Source organism: Marinomonas sp. MED121 (assembly GCF_000153025.1).
Taxonomy (GTDB): Bacteria; Pseudomonadota; Gammaproteobacteria; order Pseudomonadales; family Marinomonadaceae; genus Marinomonas.
Map to the genome: position 1 here is coordinate 212890 of NZ_CH672434.1, position 17958 is coordinate 230847.

24 protein-coding genes are annotated in these 17958 nt (G+C 40.2%); 15 read left to right on the forward strand and 9 right to left on the reverse strand.

Annotated elements, in window-relative coordinates; genetic code table 11:
• Positions 1 to 3 precede the first annotated feature (3 nt).
• Both MED121_RS23955 and MED121_RS22095 read left to right on the forward strand, forming a co-directional pair.
• The gene (locus MED121_RS23955; RefSeq protein ID WP_009835909.1) at positions 4 to 423 is read left to right on the forward strand and encodes an SRPBCC domain-containing protein; all 420 of its coding nucleotides are present in this window, start codon (positions 4 to 6) and stop codon (positions 421 to 423) included.
• A gap of 61 nt (positions 424 to 484) precedes the next feature.
• Positions 485 to 871 carry a DUF1761 domain-containing protein gene (locus MED121_RS22095; protein ID WP_009835910.1) on the forward strand — a complete coding sequence of 129 codons (387 nt, stop codon included), beginning with the start codon at positions 485 to 487 and terminating at the stop codon, positions 869 to 871.
• Between the two features lie 127 nt (positions 872 to 998).
• Here MED121_RS22095 and MED121_RS22100 read toward each other — a convergent pair whose 3' ends face one another.
• Complete coding sequence (locus MED121_RS22100) at positions 999 to 1178, reverse strand: DUF6435 family protein (RefSeq protein ID WP_009835911.1); 180 nt, start codon at positions 1176 to 1178, stop codon at positions 999 to 1001.
• A gap of 426 nt (positions 1179 to 1604) precedes the next feature.
• Positions 1605 to 3416 carry a BCCT family transporter gene (locus tag MED121_RS22105; RefSeq protein WP_009835912.1) on the reverse strand — a complete coding sequence of 604 codons (1812 nt, stop codon included), beginning with the start codon at positions 3414 to 3416 and terminating at the stop codon, positions 1605 to 1607.
• A gap of 442 nt (positions 3417 to 3858) precedes the next feature.
• Between MED121_RS22105 and MED121_RS24675 the strand changes: the two genes are divergently transcribed.
• The 8 genes from MED121_RS24675 to MED121_RS22140 all read left to right on the forward strand — a co-directional run bounded on the left by MED121_RS24675 (position 3859) and on the right by MED121_RS22140 (position 9127).
• On the forward strand, positions 3859 to 4125 hold the full coding sequence (locus MED121_RS24675; RefSeq protein WP_009835914.1) for a hypothetical protein: 267 nt from the start codon (positions 3859 to 3861) through the stop codon (positions 4123 to 4125).
• 116 nt (positions 4126 to 4241) lie between these two features.
• Entirely contained in the window at positions 4242 to 4439 is a 198-nt protein-coding gene (locus tag MED121_RS24680) for a hypothetical protein (protein ID WP_242603244.1), read from the forward strand.
• Positions 4440 to 4518: 79 nt separating this feature from the next.
• Positions 4519 to 5496: a transposase gene (locus tag MED121_RS22115; RefSeq protein ID WP_036181542.1), complete on the forward strand. Its 978-nt coding sequence runs from the start codon at positions 4519 to 4521 to the stop codon at positions 5494 to 5496.
• A 396-nt stretch (positions 5497 to 5892) separates the two neighbouring features.
• The gene (locus tag MED121_RS22120; RefSeq protein WP_009835917.1) at positions 5893 to 6552 is read left to right on the forward strand and encodes a hypothetical protein; all 660 of its coding nucleotides are present in this window, start codon (positions 5893 to 5895) and stop codon (positions 6550 to 6552) included.
• 229 nt (positions 6553 to 6781) lie between these two features.
• Complete coding sequence (locus MED121_RS22125) at positions 6782 to 7093, forward strand: cupin (RefSeq protein WP_009835918.1); 312 nt, start codon at positions 6782 to 6784, stop codon at positions 7091 to 7093.
• Positions 7094 to 7252: 159 nt separating this feature from the next.
• The gene (locus MED121_RS22130) at positions 7253 to 7588 is read left to right on the forward strand and encodes a zinc ribbon domain-containing protein YjdM (RefSeq protein WP_036181649.1); all 336 of its coding nucleotides are present in this window, start codon (positions 7253 to 7255) and stop codon (positions 7586 to 7588) included.
• A 197-nt stretch (positions 7589 to 7785) separates the two neighbouring features.
• Positions 7786 to 8613: a metallophosphoesterase family protein gene (locus MED121_RS22135; RefSeq protein ID WP_036181652.1), complete on the forward strand. Its 828-nt coding sequence runs from the start codon at positions 7786 to 7788 to the stop codon at positions 8611 to 8613.
• Between the two features lie 61 nt (positions 8614 to 8674).
• Positions 8675 to 9127, forward strand: a complete 453-nt coding sequence (locus MED121_RS22140; protein ID WP_009835921.1) for a CreA family protein — start codon at positions 8675 to 8677, stop codon at positions 9125 to 9127.
• 20 nt (positions 9128 to 9147) lie between these two features.
• Here MED121_RS22140 and MED121_RS22145 read toward each other — a convergent pair whose 3' ends face one another.
• The gene (locus MED121_RS22145) at positions 9148 to 9723 is read right to left on the reverse strand and encodes a TetR/AcrR family transcriptional regulator (protein WP_009835922.1); all 576 of its coding nucleotides are present in this window, start codon (positions 9721 to 9723) and stop codon (positions 9148 to 9150) included.
• A 180-nt stretch (positions 9724 to 9903) separates the two neighbouring features.
• Between MED121_RS22145 and MED121_RS22150 the strand changes: the two genes are divergently transcribed.
• Entirely contained in the window at positions 9904 to 10461 is a 558-nt protein-coding gene (locus MED121_RS22150; protein ID WP_036181545.1) for a carboxymuconolactone decarboxylase family protein, read from the forward strand.
• Between the two features lie 130 nt (positions 10462 to 10591).
• On the opposite strand, the gene MED121_RS22155 is transcribed toward MED121_RS22150, so the two are convergent.
• A complete protein-coding gene (locus tag MED121_RS22155; RefSeq protein WP_009835925.1) occupies positions 10592 to 11323 on the reverse strand; it encodes an SDR family oxidoreductase in 732 nt (243 codons plus the stop codon).
• A 215-nt stretch (positions 11324 to 11538) separates the two neighbouring features.
• Between MED121_RS22155 and MED121_RS22160 the strand changes: the two genes are divergently transcribed.
• Together MED121_RS22160 and MED121_RS22165 are read left to right on the forward strand one after the other, a co-directional pair.
• Complete coding sequence (locus tag MED121_RS22160) at positions 11539 to 12468, forward strand: LysR family transcriptional regulator (protein WP_009835926.1); 930 nt, start codon at positions 11539 to 11541, stop codon at positions 12466 to 12468.
• A 96-nt stretch (positions 12469 to 12564) separates the two neighbouring features.
• On the forward strand, positions 12565 to 13035 hold the full coding sequence (locus MED121_RS22165; RefSeq protein WP_009835927.1) for a GNAT family N-acetyltransferase: 471 nt from the start codon (positions 12565 to 12567) through the stop codon (positions 13033 to 13035).
• An 80-nt stretch (positions 13036 to 13115) separates the two neighbouring features.
• Here the strand turns inward: MED121_RS22165 and MED121_RS22170 are convergent, their stop codons facing one another.
• The 4 genes from MED121_RS22170 to MED121_RS22185 all read right to left on the reverse strand — a co-directional run bounded on the left by MED121_RS22170 (position 13116) and on the right by MED121_RS22185 (position 15191).
• A complete protein-coding gene (locus MED121_RS22170; RefSeq protein ID WP_009835928.1) occupies positions 13116 to 13334 on the reverse strand; it encodes a 4-oxalocrotonate tautomerase family protein in 219 nt (72 codons plus the stop codon).
• A 72-nt stretch (positions 13335 to 13406) separates the two neighbouring features.
• The gene (locus tag MED121_RS22175) at positions 13407 to 14066 is read right to left on the reverse strand and encodes a DsbA family oxidoreductase (protein WP_009835929.1); all 660 of its coding nucleotides are present in this window, start codon (positions 14064 to 14066) and stop codon (positions 13407 to 13409) included.
• Entirely contained in the window at positions 14063 to 14512 is a 450-nt protein-coding gene (locus MED121_RS22180) for a nuclear transport factor 2 family protein (protein ID WP_009835930.1), read from the reverse strand. Before MED121_RS22180 ends, MED121_RS22175 begins: the two co-directional genes overlap by 4 nt.
• A gap of 13 nt (positions 14513 to 14525) precedes the next feature.
• Positions 14526 to 15191, reverse strand: coding sequence for a glutathione S-transferase family protein (locus MED121_RS22185; protein WP_009835931.1), 666 nt, complete (start codon positions 15189 to 15191; stop codon positions 14526 to 14528).
• Positions 15192 to 15399: 208 nt separating this feature from the next.
• Between MED121_RS22185 and MED121_RS22190 the strand changes: the two genes are divergently transcribed.
• Together MED121_RS22190 and MED121_RS22195 are read left to right on the forward strand one after the other, a co-directional pair.
• Complete coding sequence (locus MED121_RS22190) at positions 15400 to 16284, forward strand: LysR family transcriptional regulator (RefSeq protein ID WP_009835932.1); 885 nt, start codon at positions 15400 to 15402, stop codon at positions 16282 to 16284.
• Between the two features lie 32 nt (positions 16285 to 16316).
• A complete protein-coding gene (locus MED121_RS22195) occupies positions 16317 to 16802 on the forward strand; it encodes a GNAT family N-acetyltransferase (protein ID WP_036181547.1) in 486 nt (161 codons plus the stop codon).
• Between the two features lie 89 nt (positions 16803 to 16891).
• Here the strand turns inward: MED121_RS22195 and cysK are convergent, their stop codons facing one another.
• Complete coding sequence (gene cysK, locus MED121_RS22200; protein ID WP_009835934.1) at positions 16892 to 17857, reverse strand: cysteine synthase A; 966 nt, start codon at positions 17855 to 17857, stop codon at positions 16892 to 16894.
• Positions 17858 to 17958: the final 101 nt, after the last annotated feature.

Genomic DNA, 17958 nt, shown 5'->3' on the forward strand with positions numbered 1-17958 from the left:
ACAATGTATAGCTTAACAATCTCACAGGAATTTAATGCCTCAGTTGAAACCTTGTTTAATGCATGGACAACACCAGAGGTAATCAGCCAATGGTTTGCACCGGGTAACATGACGGTGCCAGAAGCGAGTGTGGACTTTAAAGTCGGTGGCGCGTATCGGTTTGTGATGCAAAACCAAGATGGGGAGCAATTTATTGTAGGAGGTGAATATAGGGAAATTGCTAAACCAGAAAAATTGGTATTCAGTTGGCAATGGGAATCAAGCCCTCATACCACAACCGTGACCGTGTTATTCACAGCGCTTACTGATAATAAGTCTAAACTTGAATTGATTCATACGGAGTTTCAAGAGCAAGAATTCTGCGATAAGCATAATGAAGGTTGGTTGGGCTGCTTGGCGAACTTACCTCGCGCTTTGGCATAAAAATGAAACTGTGTGCTTCTATATGACACAGTTGAAGTCGCATAACATTTAGGAGAATATCATGGGAGAGTTAACTCAAGGGGTAAACTGGTTAGCTGTAGTAATTGGCTTCTTCCTATCCTTCTTATTGGGCTGGCTCTGGTATAGCCCCAAGCTTTTTGGCAAAAAATGGGCGCTTGGAGTGGGTGTCGAAATGAATGAAGACACTAAGCCTGCGCCTTTAAGTATGGTACTTCAAGCCAGCGGAACCTTTATGCTGGCATGGTTAGTTGGCATAACGGCTGTGTCTAATGCCTTATTCACTATTTTGCTCATTATGTTCGCCTTTATTTGCTTGCAAGCCGCTAGCGGTTTGTTCTGCCAAAAAAGCAAATATGCCATCTTGGTAGAAGCAGGCTATATCTTCACTATGACCCTCATCATGATAGTGTGCCAAGGTGTTTTCTGAGTAACCTTTTTGAGTAACCGGTTTCTGAATAATAGAGTCTAACAATAACCAGCTGCTTATTAATCTAGGCAGCTGGTTTTTTTATTAAAAGTGTTTAAAGCCTGTAGATCCTGAGCAAAGCTATCTATTATTTTTGGGTTGAAGTTTCTAGCACCTCTATTTCTTTTTTTATCATTTCGGCTTCATTTGTGAGGCTAGCAAAGGCTCTCATATCGCCTTTTCTTTGAGCAAAAAGTGCCTGCTCCAACTTATGATCATACGCTTGGTTTAACTTCTTTAGAGGGTCGCGCTTAAAGAGTGAGAACATATTAATAACCTTATATGTGATTTAATCTTGTTCCTTTAATACGTTAGCCAGCCTGTTTTGGTTCTCTTTTTGATCAAATAAAGAGTGTTAGGCTCTAAACAAGGGTGATATGACCTTAGCTGTAGCGCTCGCAGCGCCTTAAAAACTTGATATTGCTATCGAGAGGGCTTCTGTCGCCTCAATAATGAAAATCTTCGAAGAGCGCCTTAAAGTGAGTCATTAATCTTTAGAAATTTTCCTGTTTTGTTGCCATAAAGCATTCATAAGAACTAAGTGAGTTGTGTTCAGGTGATGTTAGGTTTGATCTCTTTTAGATTGGCTGTTTTGTTAAGTAGGAGAAATGTTCTTTTAGAATGACTGTCAGGAGAAATGAAGTCAGAAACTACAGCACATGTGATCCAATAGAACCACATGTGCTGAAAGGCATTATTTACGATCGTGTATCATGGTCTTGGCAAGTGATATGCACATAAGTACCATAACTAAAGTAAAAGGTAATGCACCTATAATCATCGCACTCTTGATCGCTTCTAAGCCACCGCCGCCTGCGATTAATAAGGTTCCAATAACTAATGTGAGTAAGATACCCCAGATGATTCTGTGAAGAATTCCTGTTTCTTGTGAGCCTCCAGACATAATGGTATTCATTACCAGAATTCCTGAGTCAGCTGACGTTACTAGAAAGGTCATGATTAACACTACACACATAATGGATATGCCTGATAAGAAACCTCCTGAAATCATATGTTCTAATGTAACGAACAATTTAGCTGTTAAGGAGGCCGCTACAATAGAGCCTTCTGCTGTACCGTTAACCTCTAAATTAATGGCTGTTCCACCTAAAAGTGTCATCCATAAGAAGCATACTAACGATGGTGCAATAACAGCTCCAAGAATAAATTCTCGAACAGAACGTCCTTTAGAAATACGCGCTAAAAACAGTCCGACAAAAGGGGAGAAAGCAATCCACCAAGCCCAGTAGAAAGTCGTCCAACCGGACTGCCAGCCGAATAAGCGACCGTCTGTACCTGCCTCATAAACGGAGGATAATGTTGCAGCATCAAGAACGGCTACTTCAGGTGATAAAGCGCTTTTGAAAGCGTCGAAAGAACCCCACGCATTTGTTGCACCGCTGTAAAGCTCTGACGCAAAAGGTGCCGCTTCAGCAGGAAGGTTTGCTGCAAACTCCGCTTCATTTTGAGGACTGTAAGCATTAAATCCTAAGGACAAGAAATGCATTATATAATCAACGAACGCTGTGGCATAGGTTGTCATGGCAAATAGAAAGGAGCCAAAAATAATAAACGTCAGCAATAAAATAATAGAAAGACCTAAATTAAGGTTCGATAAGTATTTTACCCCACGACCAACGCCTGAGACGGCAGAAAGAATGGACATCGACATAATCAGAATAAGCGCAGAGATCATTCCCACAGTAGAAGGAGCGGGGGCTTTTGTATCGCCGTTCATTAACCATTCCATGCCCGAAATAGCATAGACACCCTCAACAAATTGGCTGATACCGAATCCGATTGTAACTGACACACCCAAAATGGTTGCAATAACACCTAAAACATCAATGAGGTGTCCAAGCATGCCATTCGCAAAACGACCAAGAAGCGGTGTTAGAGCAGAGCGTATCGTCAATGGCATATCTCTAGTGTAGGAGTAATAGGCTAAGCTTAAGCCTGTTACAACATAGACTGCCCATGCGTGAAATCCATAATGTAGGAAAGTAAAGCGAAAAGCGGATTCAATGGTTTCAGGGGCGCTACCAATCACTGTTTGTGCGACTATTTCAGGGTTTGATCCCCATAAGCTGAGAGGCTCTGCAGTGGCGTACACCATTAGGCCGACACCTAAACCTGCACCAAACATCATGGAAAACCATGAAAAATTAGAGAATTCGGGCTTCTCTCCTACCGGACCTAATATTCTTTTTCCTGTACTAGGCAATATGGCAACGATGAATAAAAAAATCGCGAAAGTACCAACGGCAATAATGTAAAAAGAATTGAAATTGACTAATACGGACCACTTCCAAGAACCTAATTGGTTGTCAGCTGAGGCTGGCCAAATCAGAGCCCATAATACCAAAAGTGTGATGAATACTTTACTTATTAAAGCGATGGGTAAGCTATACCCCTTGTAGAAACCTGACTTTTCAACGGGTATGTCAAGGTCCGTAAATGGTTCATATGCAGACATTTTTTTTCCTCTACTTTTATTTAAAACCATGGAAAAACAAAAACGCTAAAGATGTTTTTTTGTTTTTCCACGTTAAACATTTTTCAATCTAGTTATTTTTTTGATGATTAATATGCATGACATTTTAGTGAAAACCAATGACTTAGAATTTTCAAAACTCTTTGTTGAAACCTAATTAAGATATAGCTAATAAAGCGAATAAAAATACTCGTATAAAACTTTATTGATTTAAGTTGTTGTTATTTAGAGGTAAAATTTTCTTTATAAGTTGACTTTTAATCTGGTTTATATTTTTCATCTAATGGATTGATAACCTGACGTTATACTTATAACCTTAAAAAGGTTGAGTATGGATAGCTCTTGGGGATCGATATTTTTATAAAATTCGGATAGAAGAGTTTATTAAATAAGACACATTTAACAATTTGATCACATTCCATTCAAAATCTAGTTTTATGGAATACAATCAAAAATGAAGAACCTAATACGTTTTCTTTTTGCTAACTGTAAATTTCTTTTAAGTCTTCAAAATACAGGCTTCTACCATTGCGTTTCAAGCTATGTGGGATGTGCTTTTCTCTGTAGCCAAGATAAGCTCACAGGCCAAAGTTACGAACACAGGCGAGGCTGGATAGAAGATAAAATCCTCTCTCTTGCTGCTATTTTTGCTATTGATGTGTGCGCTTATGCGGTGATGCTATTTTTTAGGGAAGCACACCCACTTAGTCCTTCATGTTAACGCTGAGAAAGCCAATAACTGGTCTATCAGAGTAGTATTAGAACGTTGGTATTTGCAGCATAAAGTGACGCAGATCACAGAAAAATACTTAGAAAACAAAGCAATGGCTGCTTTAATTGAAAGGGATTTGCGAGCTTGCATCTGTGTATAAGAGCTGTGAAAAATACCGTGAACGCCTTTGTGACATCAGCTGGTTTATGCGAGAACTCAATGAACCTATTGCAGGAATGGCAAATAATGAAGATAAGTGTACAGGGCGATTCCAACTACCAACTACTAACTATACTAACGGGACAGGCATGCAACTATACTAACGGGACAGGCATGCCAATTTGACCTTCTTTTAATCTCCATCTAGTTTTATTAGATTCACTCAAGGATGAGGAATCTAATATGCCTAAACCACGTAAATCCCTTATAAGTCTTCAAGACACTACTTATTATCACTGTGTATCTCGGTGCGTCAGGAGAGCCTTTCTGTGTGGCCAGGATGAGCTAACAGGCCAAAGTTACGAGCACAGACGAGAATGGATTGAAGACAAGATGCTGTCTTCAGCAGCTATTTTTGCCATCGATATTTGTGCCTATGCAGTCATGAGCAATCACACTCATTTAGTTCTTCATGTGAATGAAAATGAAGCGCTAAATTGGGATGTGAAACAAGTGCTTGAACGTTGGCATCGCCTGCATAAAGGCACCCAGTTCACGCAAAAGTATTTAGAAAATAAAACATTAGAAGAGTTTGAACTTGCTTCTGTGTATGAAAGCTGTGAAAAGTACCGTAAACGCCTTTGTGACATAAGTTGGTTTATGAAAGAACTCAACGAGCCTATTGCACGAATGGCAAACAATGAGGATAAATGTACGGGTCATTTCTGGGAGGGCAGGTTTAAGTCTCAGGCATTGTTAGACGAGTCTGCTCTTGTAGCTTGTATGGCATACGTCGACTTGAATCCAGTAAGAGCCAAGATGGAAAAGACACCAGAGAACTCAAAACATACAAGCATCAAAACTCGCATCGAAGTGGCAAAAGCGAACCAGACTCAACCTAAAACCTTATTCCCATTTATCGGTTATGAGAGAGAAGATCAGCCAGAAGGCTTGCCTTTCAAACTCACTGATTACCTTGAGTTAATTGACCTCACGGGCAGAGTATTAAGGGAAGACAAGCTGGGTAATATTGATATGAGTCTAGCACCCATTCTACAGCGAATTAACCTCACATCAGAGCAATGGCTAGAAGTCTCGACAGGGTTCGAAAAGCACTTTAAATCAGCGGTTGGCTCAGAATTACTGCTTGCAGAGTATTGTGAGCATACTGAACTGCAACGACGAACAGGCTTAGCAGCGTGTAAACGACTTCTTACTTAGTTTTTAGCTTATTAAGCCCCGTTCAACTGTAAAAGATTCAATATCGTTAACGCGAGGGTTACTAATACCTTCAATATGAGATTCTTCAACTAACCCTCAGAAATTAGCCTTCGATTAAGAGTATTTTCTTATCTCTTAGTAATAAAAGACCTAAAAGGTACGAAGTGAATGTTATTCAGCTGATGTTATGTTTGATCTCTTTTAGAATGCCTGTCTTAATATATTTTGCTTGGGCAATATCCAGTATTCGATATAGAAAATGGTATTGAAGTTCGAGGCTACGAAATTTAATGCATAACAAAGCAAGGCAAGGCACAATCGCACAGCAAGCTGTGCTGAACTCGCTCATTCTTCGCTCGCCTGTACTTGCGGGCGTTAGCTTTCCGAAGGAGTTTTATGGAAGTCTTAGAAAACATACAAAAAAACATTGACGACTTTAAAACGGATGTTTTGAAGTTAGATGACTTCTTGACGGGGACTCGGGTTTCTTACAGCTTTTTTCAGCACAAATTCCCAGAAGTTGAGCAGGAGTTTTGTTCCCAAGAAAGGAATGAGACTGAAGTAGAAGGAATGCAGATATTCAAAAACTTAAATAACTCAGTTTCTACTTACAATGTTGAAGTGCTCAAGTATTGCTTTATTAACTTAATTGCAAGAACGGATGTATTCCTTAATAACGTGGCTAGCTCCACCTATTTGTGGAAAAAATCGACTAAAGATGTGAAGAAAAAAGACAAAGATCTCCTTGAATTTTCACGTTCATCATTTAAGAACAAACTAAAACACTTAAAGAGAGAGTTCTCATTAGTGTTCCCAGAGCTCGAAGAAAAAGAGCAAACAATTGTTGAGATATTTAGCACGCGTAATTTGATTCTTCATAATAATGGATTGGTTAATGATATATATTTGAAGCTAAATAAAAATACCGATTACGTTATAGGTGACGAAAGGGTTATTACTGAGGACTACTTCAAGCACACAGTAGTCATAGCTATAATAATTTCAAAATCAATTGAGCAACGTATTCAACAGGATGTAAACAGTGCGAATAATTAAAGCTAACAAGGCAATTAACTTTGCGTCTTCGGTGCCGGACGCTCTTACTTCGCGCAGGTTAGCGTTAAGGAGACACCCACCCCAATTGAACCTCGTTCCATTAAGTCCTTTTTAACCCGCTTGCTGGCCTAATAACGACTCTTCGACCAAAAACAAATATGCAATGATTCTATTGCTGAAAGTCAGTGTGATTTATTGCTAACCAAATCGAATCAATATGAGGAACTATATGGAAATCACTCGTGCTAAATCCTTTAAGGCAGAGCGTGCTTGGGGAGCAAAAGACATTGCTAACATGAATGGCATTACGACACGTTTGCATTGGACAGATCAGCCTTATAAGTGGCATATCAATGATGGGGAGGAGGTGTTTGTGGTGTTAGATGGCCAAGTCACCATGTTTTATAAAGAAGAGGGTGTGGAGCAATCTGTGTTATTGGAGGTGGGTGATATCTTTTTTGCCTCGATAGGGACAGAGCATGTTGCACATCCTGTAGGGGAAACGCGGATTTTGGTCATCGAATCTGAAGGCAGTGTTTAAAAGTGCTGTAAAAATAGTTTTAAGATGGATTCGAGATAGTCGACTTTTGTCATCTTACTCAGAAAAAACCAAGATTAAGGCTCGCTTAGATTGGCGCGAGCCATTATCATGCTCGCCAGAATTGTTGTTAACCCATTTTTGAAAAGAAGATTTTATACTATGTCACTTCCTCCTTGCCCTAAATGCCAATCTGAATATGTTTATCAAGATCAAGAATTATTGATTTGCCCCGAATGTGCATATGAGTGGAACCCGACAGCAGAAGCAGAAGAAGATGCATTCACGGTTAAAGATGCAAATGGTACGCCTTTACAAGACGGTGATAAGGTGACACTTGCCAAAGACTTGAAAGTGAAAAGTAGCTCTATGATTATGAAAATCGGCACCAAAGCAGTGGTTAAGCGTGTTTTAGATAAAAAAGATCATGAGCTAGATTGCAAGGTAGATGGCGCGGGTGACATGATGGTGACCGCTAAGTTTGTGAAAAAGGCTTAATCAGCTTTACTCAAGCCCGTCAGTTTTAATGAAAAAGCAGCATAATTGAATTGTGCTGCTTTTTTTATGCCTGGATTTCGAAGAGTGAAAAGCGAGTTAAAGAATCCTAGATTCCATGGGTTGAGTTCGACATTTTTCCTTGTAGAATCAATCTTTATTATTCATTTTTTGAGATCTAATTGATTGAGAGCCTTCCTGTGAAAATAGCCATACTTTCGGATATACATTCTAATATCTTTGCCTTAGAAGCCGTTATCGCTCACTTTAAACGTAAGTCGGTGGATATGGTGGTGAACCTTGGTGACATCTTATATGGCCCGATTGCACCTCAAGCTACTTATGAAAGACTGCGTGCGTTAGAAGATGAATTCAGTGTGGTGACTATTCGAGGTAATCAAGATAGGCAAATTTATGAGGCGGATGAGGCTGAGCTGGAATCAAACCCGACCATGGCGTTTATTCATGAGGATTTAACGTCGGATGTGATGGATTGGATGCGTGCTTTACCTTTTGATCGCCAGCTAACTGATTACCTCTATTTGTGTCATGGCACGCCTGATAATGACCTTATCTACTTGCTGGAAGATGTCAGTTCAGGCAAGCCTATTTTGCGAGAGAATGACGAAGTCGAAGCCTTGTTAGCAGGTAATAAGAGTAAAATTATTCTCTGTGGCCATACTCATACCCCAAGGAATTTTCTTTTAAAAGGCCAAGATGCAAATGATACCTCTGAACATGAAGGCGCTTTTCTAAAAAATACCAATACCATGAGCCAGCGTATTATTAATCCTGGCAGTGTGGGTTTGCAGGCTTACTCTGATGATTTACCTGCACCTCATGCGATGGAAACAGGCTCTCCTGAAGCGAGTTACACCTTATTAGAGTTAGGTAAGAACAAAAACATTTATAAGCTATCCCACGAAAAAGTCTCTTATGACATTGCCAGTGCGGTACAATTGGCAAAATTAAGAAACCGAGATGATTGGGTAAAAGCCCTTGAAACTGGGTTTGCATTAGAAGCTTAAAGCGCGCTTATAAATAAAGCTGAATAAATCGTACAATTGTTTTAAACACAAAGGCCATACAATGAAAAAGTTATTATTAGCGATCGGGATGTCCGCAGCCTTGGTGGGTTGTTCTGATAATGAAGTCGGGGATATTTCCCTAGGTTTGTTTACCTTAAAAGATATTAAGGTGTCATCTATGAAGGATGATAAAGTTGCTGGCGTTACCTGCCATGTTGCTTCGATCGAAGCGAACTTAAGTTTGTCTGACCCAAGTGACTCTTCGATTTCTTGTCGTCAAACCGGTGAAATCACGCCAGAGATGATAGCCAGTTTAGATCAATCAAAATCCGGTGAAGTTGTCTTTAGACAATCAAAAAGTATCTTCTTTAAAACTATGAAGGTACGCCGTATTTATGATGCGGAAAACCAGACTCTCTTGTACCTCTCATACACCACCAAAGAAACAGAAGGCAGCTTTAAACACAGCTTGTCGACTGTTCCATTGTGGGGCACTAAGGCCTACGTTCAATAAATTTATACGCTTAGAGCAGGCTAGTGGGCTTGCTTTAAGCTATTAAATATCTCGTCTAACATGATAACCACGTCGCTAGCATTATCTTGGCTGTTGCCATAACTGCGTAATCCCATGACTTGAATTTGCATCCATTTGGCAAGGCGAGCTGGATTGGATTCTTGTTTAATTAACCCTTTTTCTTGAGCCTCTAAAAACAAAGCTTCAAACCCTGATTCAACGTCTTTAAGGCCATCTTGAGCATATTGCCTTAAATGTGCGTTATTGCCATCAAGTTCAGAAATGCTTTTCACTAAAAAGCAGTTATTTATTTTACCTTCCTCTGCTTTTACCGCCATGTTTTTGATGAAATCGTAGATAGCTTTAATTGGATTTGAGTTAAGTCCAGCGTACTTATCTAACGCTAGCCGACTTTGCTCGGCATAATTTAACAAACAGATTTTGAATAAAGCTTCTTTATTACCAAAGGCGGCATATATGCTGCCCGGCCTCATATCCAACTCTTCTTGTAAGTCGCGCATCTTGGTGGCTTGAAAGCCTAACTTCCAAAATAATTGAGTGGCTTTTTCGATAGCGAGGGCACGGTCATATTTCATGGCATTAATATCTATATAAAAATAATTTGAACATTTGTTCAATTGTAGCTTGAACAAATGTTCAAATCTAGTTATGGTTTACTTATTGAACAAGTGTTCAAGTTATTTTAATAAAGCGACAAGCGCTAAACCCCTTTTAAATTCTCTTAATTCACTAAATTAAAATAGATAGGTAACATGATGTCAGACTTTAAATTACATACATTAGACAGTGCACCAGAAGGTTCAAAACCACTATTGGAAAACTCAGTAAAAAGCTTCGGTATGGTGCCTAACTTGCACGCTGTTATGGCAAGTTCTCCAGAGTTGCTTTTGGGATATCAAACTTTGCATGGTCTGGCTCAGCAAACCAGTTTTGATGCGGATGAGTTAACCGTTGTTTGGCAAACCATTAATGTTGAACATGAGTGTCACTACTGTGTGCCTGCGCATACTATGATTGCTCATTCTATGAAGGTTGGTGCAGATGTTATTGATGCATTACGTGATGAAACACCGCTACCTAGTGCAAAACTAGAAGCGCTTCGTAACATGACATTATCTGTTGTGAGAGACCGTGGTGTTGTGAATGCTGAAAGCCTAGATGCTTTTTATTCAGCGGGATTTGAGCAAAAGAACTTACTTGAAATTATTCTTATCTTGTCGCAAAAAGTGATGAGTAATTATGTGAATCATGTGGCTGAAACACCAACGGATGCACCATTTCAAGAGTTTGCTTGGCAGAAAAAGCAGGCCTAGCTTTATCTAATAAGACGCTTTATCTACTAAAAAGCTTTATCGTTAAGAAAGCCGTCATAAAATTTATGACGGCTTTTGTTTTTTTCTTTTTTAAACCTGCTCTTTATTTAAGCCTGCTAGTTTTTATCGCTTAGGGCTGTTGCTTAGTGGCCGCAATAACTATCTCGCGAATACACACATTTTGGGGTTGAGCGTAGGCAAAGCTAACAGAATTGGCGATATCGTCTGGGCTTAACACACCACCCATATCCTCTTTCCAACTTTCATAACCTGCTTTAATGTCGTCTGAACTTGTGTGAGATAAAAGCTCAGTTTCAACGGCACCAGGGGCAATGGTGATGACTCTGACATTTGAGTCAGCCACTTCTTCACGCACATTTTCTGAAATAGCGTGAACCGCGAATTTAGTACCACAATAAGCCGCATGGCTTGGGAAGGTTTTACGGCCAGCGATTGAGCTAATGTTGATAATGGTGCCTGTATTACGGGCTTTCATGGGCGCTAATACGGTTTGCATGCCGTTTAGTAAGCCAACCACATTGATATCAAACATGCGTTGCCACTCGTTTGGTGCTTGATCTTCCACTTGGCCTAATAACATGACGCCAGCGTTATTCACCAAGCAGTCTGTTGGGCCATAAAGGGCTTCAGCTTTGGCAACGGCTGTTTGAAAACCCTCGTAATCGGTTACATCTAATGGCTCACATAAGGTATTTTTAAGGTTTAAGTCTCTTAGTTTATCGACACGACGGGCGAGTAAAAGCAGCGGGTGACCTTGTTCACTTAGTTGTTTGGCAATGGCTGCGCCGATACCAGAACTTGCTCCTGTGATGACAATCAGTTTTTTTTGTGCGTTTTCCATAATTCCTCTCACTTTATCACTTAGTATTTTAAACGAGCATAAATCGCCTAAAAGTGGCGTATTTGCTGATGTGGTTATAGTAATCTTCTGGTTATTGTTTAAAAATACGCTCACAGTTAATTTATTGTGAACTTATAGTGCGCAATTGAAGGTATAAAACAGGCTTAATTAGCAATTAAGGTGTGACGCTAATAAATAGGATGAGGAATACTTAAGTGAACAAAGAGATCAGCCTGCCAGATATTCAGGCATTTGTGGTGATTGCCAGAGAAGGAAGTTTCACTAAAGCGGCTGAGCTAATGGGTTGCTCGCGATCTTACTTATCTCGACAGTTAAATCAGCTAGAGGCGCAACTTGGGGTGAGTTTGATAATAAGAACCACTCGGGCCCAGAGGTTAACTCAGCAAGGAGAGGCGTTTTATCAGCAATGCCAGCAAAGCTTAAATAAAATCCATGTGGCGGTTAATCAGGCCTTAGAAAGTGCAAGCGAGTTATCAGGGCCTTTGAATATTAACTGTGTTGGCGGCTACATTGGCGAAACCCTAATAATGGACCTGATTAATGGCTTTTCTCGTTTGTATCCAAATATTGAGATTAAATTAGATTTCGATAGCCGCAGGGTTGATCTTATCTCAGGCGAGTTTGATTTTGTGTTTCGTATGGGAAGCCTTGAAGATTCCGCCTTGATTGCTAGAAAGCTGATGGATATCGAGATTGTGACCCTTGCAAGCCCAGAATATTTTAAGAATCATGGAAGACCCATACATCCTAAAGAGTTAAAAGAGCATGCTTGTATTACTGGTTCTATCAAAAATTGGCGTTTTGTTTCTAGTCATGAATTAGCGGCTGATGGGTCTGCATTAGCCGAAGATATACAGGTAAAAGGGCCTTTTAGTTGTAAAAATGGCCATGCCATGGTCAATAATGCAAAAGCAGGCCTTGGCATAGTGCGAGTGCCTGTTATGTATTGTTTGGATGAAATTAAAGAAGGTAAATTGCTTCACCTGTTTGATGATTGGCAAGCAGCGAGTGTGGCCTTTAATTTGATTTATCTACAAGATGCTTATCAAAGTAAAAAATTGAAGGCCTTTAAAGAGTATGTGATCCGTTATTTTGAAAAGCTAAGCTCGGCTAAGTTAAATTAAGTTAAGCTGAGATGAGCAAATACAAATGATCTGGTGATATAAAGCCTGAATAAAGAAAAAGATTGAAGAGTTAAAATTAGTGCAAGAGGAGAGAAGATGGAGATTAGATTAAGGCCCATGCAGGCAGACGAGTATGAGGCTTACCAAACTTATTTTGTACAAGATTATGCGCAAGAGATCATGGACAATTATGGTCACTCTAATCTTGTGGCGATCAAGATGGCAAAGGCCGCTATTGAGGCTTCTTTCCCTGACGGGGTGACAGAAGAGAATGAGGCGTTACTTTGCATTGATTTAGGTGAGCCCGCTCAATTAGTTGGCTATTTGTGGCGTATTATTAATCAAGAAGATAATAGCTGCTTTATCTCTGACTTTTATGTACTGCCTGAGCATCGCTCAAGCGGTTTAGGTAAGCTGGCCTTGAAAGCATTAGAAGACACTTTAAAACCATTAGAAATTGGTCAAATTAAATTAAGAGTTGCCTATCAAAATAAAAGGGCGGCTGATTTATACCTAGCAGCGGGTTATACCATTACTGGCATTAATATGAGCAAGCTCTTAAGTTAGTACAAATTAGCAAGAGATCGCTTACTACCTCTTGCTAATGTCTTAGACTTTAAACCTTATTTTAGCTCTTACTTAAGGCGTTATTTTAAGGGCGACTTTAATGTGTTCTCTCTCAGTTTTGAGACTTGATCAAAGCCGATGCCCCAGTCATCCAGTTTGACTTCATCGATCACAACAAAAGTGACTTGTGGGTCCTTATCCAGCACATCGACCATTATCTGAGTACAACCTTTAATAATGGCTTGTTTCTGTTCTCTGGTGACGTTTTCGTCTGTAATTTTTACGTTGATATAAGGCATTTTGCCTCCTTAAAATAGTGTATAAATTTGCTTTAGGTTTTGCTTCTGGCTGCTAGCCTTTAAGTTTTAAAGCTAAGCCGCTTTATTCTTAAGATAGAGACCAAGCTGATGAATGAGTTCTGAGACAGAGCTAGAACCTTGTAGCAAGTAACTTCCATCCAAAATAAAGGTAGGAATGCTTGTGATGTTAAATGCCATATAGCGCTCGACTTTCATCATCATGGCTTGCTCTATTTGTGGATCCTCAAGTGCAAGTCGCGCTGAGTTTGGATCTAATCCAATATCCATGATTATTTGCAATAGAACCTCTGTTTGGCTGATATCTAAACCCAGTTCAAAATAAGCCTTTATAAGGTATTCATTAAACTCGATTTGCTTATTAAAGCCCTGTACCCAATGCATTAATCTATGGGCTTTATGGGTATTGAAATAGTAACGACGTTTACTAAAGTCGATACACACTCCCGCATTTTTAGCGGTCGCCACTAAGTCGGTTTGATACTGCTGTAACTTGTTATCACTCCAACGAAATTGCTGTTTAAAGTAGTCGCTAATCAATTGGCCATCGTCTGGCATATTGAGGTTAAGCTCGAAAGGTAAAAACCTGAATTCAACCTCGATGTTTAATGCCTTTATGGCCGCTTGAATATTACGAAAACCAATAGGGCACCAGGAACAAACCATGTCGTGCACCATCTCAATTTTTAAGCGATGCTCTTGAGTGTTTTTCATGAGCTGCTCCCATGCCGTGACGCATTCGAATTTGACAGGGTCTCATTCGATTTTGACAGGGACTCATTCACTTTTAAATTAGAGGCAATGTCCGTATACATCTTATTGACGATTCGCCATTGGCCTTCTTCTTTTAATAACCCTATAAAGTCTATGTAATGAAAATCAAAAAGCGGACACTCAAGTTTGACCATGGCTTGATCTTGTACCAGATCAACTGACAGTATTTTAAAGTCATAAGCTTGGCCCAAGTCTTTAGGTGTTTGCCTTTGCCTTACATCTTCTAACCAAGTGTTAAGTGAGCGACGCTTGCCTGGTAATTTTAGCCAGGCATCTTGATGGAATAGGTCTTCCAGCATCTTAGCGTCGCCTAGATACAGACCTTCGCAATATTGGTTGATAATGCTAACGACAAGGTCAAAATCTGTTTCTAGAGAATGACTCATAGCTGCCTCCTTATTAGGCTTGATTAGCCAAAGCGGCTTCTTTCTCAACCACTTTTTGATAATTCGGCATTTGCTGGACGTTTGCTAACATGGCCTGTGCTTTTGGCCCTATGATGATGTCGACAGGGAAGAAAGGCCCCCAAGCTGAATACACGCTTAGCATGATGTCTGCTGCAGAAACTTGCTTACCCCCTAAGAAGTCATCCGATGCTTTTTCTAATTTCCCTTCAACCACTTGCCATAGCTTATTGATTAAAGTCGCCGCATTATTTAAAGCATCCTGCTTTGCGTTCTCATCTTGAATGTATTGGTTAATGAAAAAGAGCCTGCCGTAGGCCGGATGCATAGTGGCGTTAGCAAAGAGAATATCCTGTATGCCTTGTTGTCTTACAGGGCCTTCTGCAGCTAATAGGCTGTTGGCATGTTTATCCAAAAGGTGAAGTATGATGGCCGCGCCTTCTGTTAGAACTATGTCATTTTCTACTAGGGCTGGCACAGCACCCACAGGGTTAATCTCAGTGAAATTTTCTAGGCTACTGACATTGATGAGCTGGTAGTCTTGGCCTAATTCATTGAGTACGACTTGCGTCGCGACTGAGCAGGCACCCTGTGAATAATAAAGTGTGTAATTAGTTTTTGTGTTAGCACTTTGATTTAGCTTATTTTGCGTTTTAGACATAAATTTCTCCAAAGGTGATTTGATTAATTCATTTGCATGTTTAATGTCATTTTTACTCGCTTGGTATGAGAACCAATTTGTATGCGATAGGGAGAGTCTAAGTTGATAGTTTGTTTACATATATGTCGATAATATGCATATACTGTTCTCAATATGGTGACAGTTTGTGTTTGCTGTTCTCAGATAAACTGATTTGGAAAGACATAAAATGGACAAACTCAGAGCCATTAAGCTGTTTGTAAAGCTGGCTAATTTAGGAAGCTTTACCAAGGTAGCAGAGCAAACGAATACATCTAAATCCATGATAAGTAAGGAAATAGGGCGTCTTGAGGATGATCTAGGCGCACGCTTGCTACATAGATCTACCAGAAACCTTCAGCTTACCCATGTGGGAGAAGGCTACCTACAAAGAGCAATAGAAATTCTTGAGAAGCTAGATGATGCTGATAATTTTGTCAGTGACTTGCAACATAACGTGAGAGGCAAACTCAAAATCAACGCACCTATGGCGTTGGGCATTACTGACCTTTCTGTGTTGTTTGCTGATTTTATGCATGAAAACCCAGACATTGAGTTAGATATCCATCTAGGGGATGAGAGTGTCGACCTTGTCGAGCAAGGCTTTGATTTAGGCTTAAGGGCGTCAAGTAGAGCGATCGATTCTAACTATGTGGGAAAGCCCCTGACACGTTTTACTTATAAGGTATGTGCCTCACCAGAGTATCTAGCCAAGCATAAAGCCATTAATTTGCCTCAGGACCTTAGTGAGCATAACTGTTTTGTTTATAGCTACTTTCAGGGGAAGGATGTTTGGCCAATTGAAGATGGTGTCGCGGTAAAAGGGAACCTTAAGGTTAATAGCACCTTGTTTATGATGGATGCCATTAAAAAGGGTTTAGGGCTAGGCTTTATTCCTGATTTTGTTTGTCAAAAAATGATAGATTCTGGTGAGGTGGTAGAAGTGCTAGCCGAGGCAAATAAACCTAGGCTAACCCTGTATGCGCTTTATCCGGCGAGGCACTTTGTGCCGACAAAATTGGTAAAATGCATTCGCTATTTAGAAGACTGGTTCAAAGAAAATAAAAGCCTATGAATGATTTTCAGCGTTTTTTAAAGGAGGTTTAAGTGATTAGAGCAATGACAGAGAAAGATTTTTATGGATTTTGGCCAACATTTAAAGCCATCATTCTGGCAGAGCAAACCTATGCCTTTGATAGCAAGATGAGCTATGAAGAAGCTTTGCAACTATGGCTTAAGTCTCCACTTAGAACCTATGTTTTCGAAGAAGAAGGCGTTATTTTAGGGTCATATTACATCAAGTCGAATGCCATGGGTCCGAGCAGCCATATTAGTAACTGCGGTTATATGGTGAGTGAAACGGCAAGAGGGAAGGGAATTGCACGCAAAATGTGCGAACACTCACAGATGGTTGCGAAAGAGCTTGGCTTTACTGCGATGCAATTTAACTCTGTCGTTTCTACCAATAAGATTGCCATTAAGCTATGGCAAGCACTGGACTTCGATATTATTGGGACGATTCCTAAAGCTTATAAACACAAGGAACTTGGGCTGGTGGATGCTTATATCATGCATAAGCTGTTAGATGATTAAGCCATAATAAAAAATAATCTCAAAAATAAAGCCGCTAGTCTCTCGATTAGCGGCTTTTTATTGAAGAATAAGTTTCGTTAACGACGGGATTATTGAACCAGTTCGTTCTCGCTGAATTCACCTTCAAACAAAGCAGTCGATAAGTAACGCTCGCCTGAGTCAGGTAGAATGACAACGATTTTCTTATTAGCGTTTTCTTCAAGGTTGGCAATCTTCTCTGCGGCTGCCACAGCGGCACCACAAGAAATACCACATAGGATACCTTCTTCACGCATTAGGCGTTTTGCCATCTCGATAGATTCTTCGTTGCTGATTTGTGATACCTGATCAACCATAGACAGATCTAGGTTTTTAGGGATGAAACCCGCACCGATACCTTGGATCTTATGGGGTGATGGGGTTAGGTCTTCACCGGCAATGGCTTGAGTAATCACAGGAGAGGCTGTTGGTTCTACCGCAACACTGGTAATGGCCTTACCTTTTGTGTTTTTAATGTAACGGCTCACACCCGAAATTGTACCGCCTGTACCCACACCCGCGACGAAGAAATCGATGTCACCATTGGTGTCATTCCAGATTTCAGGCCCGGTTGTTTTCTCATGAATCTCAGGGTTAGCTGGGTTATCAAATTGTTGTAGTAAGATGGTGTTTTCATCTTGTGCAATTTCAGCGGCTTTTTCTATCGCGCCTTTCATGCCTTTAGCTGGCTCAGTCAGTACAATCGTTGCGCCCATTGCTTTCATTACTTGGCGACGCTCAAGGCTCATGCTAGCTGGCATAGTAATCGTGATCGGATAACCACGGGCTGCCGCGACAAAACAAAGTGCAATACCTGTGTTACCACTTGATGGCTCCACTAGGGACTTACCTGGCCCTAATAACCCTTTTTTCTCAGCATCCCAAATCATGTTTGCGCCAATACGACACTTAACAGAAAATGCTGGGTTACGAGATTCTAATTTTGCCCAAATATTGCCTTTACCAATGCGGTTAAGGCGAACAAGTGGCGTATTACCAATGGTTAACGAGTTGTCTTCAAATATTTGATTAGACATGAGAATTCCTTGAATGAGGTAATAAATAATAATTATGACTTATGCCGTGAGCACACTATAACCTGTTCAAACTAAATGATGGTAGAATTTCACGCCATAAA

Bases quoted from the DNA above. Each gene is read 5' to 3' on its own strand.
- MED121_RS23955 (WP_009835909.1), top strand. From the start codon at position 4: ATGTATAGCTTAACAATCTCACAGGAATTTAATGCCTCAGTTGAAACC.
- MED121_RS22095 (WP_009835910.1), top strand. From the start codon at position 485: ATGGGAGAGTTAACTCAAGGGGTAAACTGGTTAGCTGTAGTAATTGGC.
- MED121_RS22100 (WP_009835911.1), bottom strand. From the start codon at position 1,178: ATGTTCTCACTCTTTAAGCGCGACCCTCTAAAGAAGTTAAACCAAGCG.
- MED121_RS22105 (WP_009835912.1), bottom strand. From the start codon at position 3,416: ATGGTTTTAAATAAAAGTAGAGGAAAAAAAATGTCTGCATATGAACCA.
- MED121_RS24675 (WP_009835914.1), top strand. From the start codon at position 3,859: ATGAAGAACCTAATACGTTTTCTTTTTGCTAACTGTAAATTTCTTTTA.
- MED121_RS22115 (WP_036181542.1), top strand. From the start codon at position 4,519: ATGCCTAAACCACGTAAATCCCTTATAAGTCTTCAAGACACTACTTAT.
- MED121_RS22120 (WP_009835917.1), top strand. From the start codon at position 5,893: ATGGAAGTCTTAGAAAACATACAAAAAAACATTGACGACTTTAAAACG.
- MED121_RS22125 (WP_009835918.1), top strand. From the start codon at position 6,782: ATGGAAATCACTCGTGCTAAATCCTTTAAGGCAGAGCGTGCTTGGGGA.
- MED121_RS22130 (WP_036181649.1), top strand. From the start codon at position 7,253: ATGTCACTTCCTCCTTGCCCTAAATGCCAATCTGAATATGTTTATCAA.
- MED121_RS22140 (WP_009835921.1), top strand. From the start codon at position 8,675: ATGAAAAAGTTATTATTAGCGATCGGGATGTCCGCAGCCTTGGTGGGT.
- MED121_RS22145 (WP_009835922.1), bottom strand. From the start codon at position 9,723: ATGAAATATGACCGTGCCCTCGCTATCGAAAAAGCCACTCAATTATTT.
- MED121_RS22150 (WP_036181545.1), top strand. From the start codon at position 9,904: ATGTCAGACTTTAAATTACATACATTAGACAGTGCACCAGAAGGTTCA.
- MED121_RS22155 (WP_009835925.1), bottom strand. From the start codon at position 11,323: ATGGAAAACGCACAAAAAAAACTGATTGTCATCACAGGAGCAAGTTCT.
- MED121_RS22165 (WP_009835927.1), top strand. From the start codon at position 12,565: ATGGAGATTAGATTAAGGCCCATGCAGGCAGACGAGTATGAGGCTTAC.
- MED121_RS22170 (WP_009835928.1), bottom strand. From the start codon at position 13,334: ATGCCTTATATCAACGTAAAAATTACAGACGAAAACGTCACCAGAGAA.
- MED121_RS22175 (WP_009835929.1), bottom strand. From the start codon at position 14,066: ATGAAAAACACTCAAGAGCATCGCTTAAAAATTGAGATGGTGCACGAC.
- MED121_RS22180 (WP_009835930.1), bottom strand. From the start codon at position 14,512: ATGAGTCATTCTCTAGAAACAGATTTTGACCTTGTCGTTAGCATTATC.
- MED121_RS22185 (WP_009835931.1), bottom strand. From the start codon at position 15,191: ATGTCTAAAACGCAAAATAAGCTAAATCAAAGTGCTAACACAAAAACT.
- MED121_RS22190 (WP_009835932.1), top strand. From the start codon at position 15,400: ATGGACAAACTCAGAGCCATTAAGCTGTTTGTAAAGCTGGCTAATTTA.
- cysK (WP_009835934.1), bottom strand. From the start codon at position 17,857: ATGTCTAATCAAATATTTGAAGACAACTCGTTAACCATTGGTAATACG.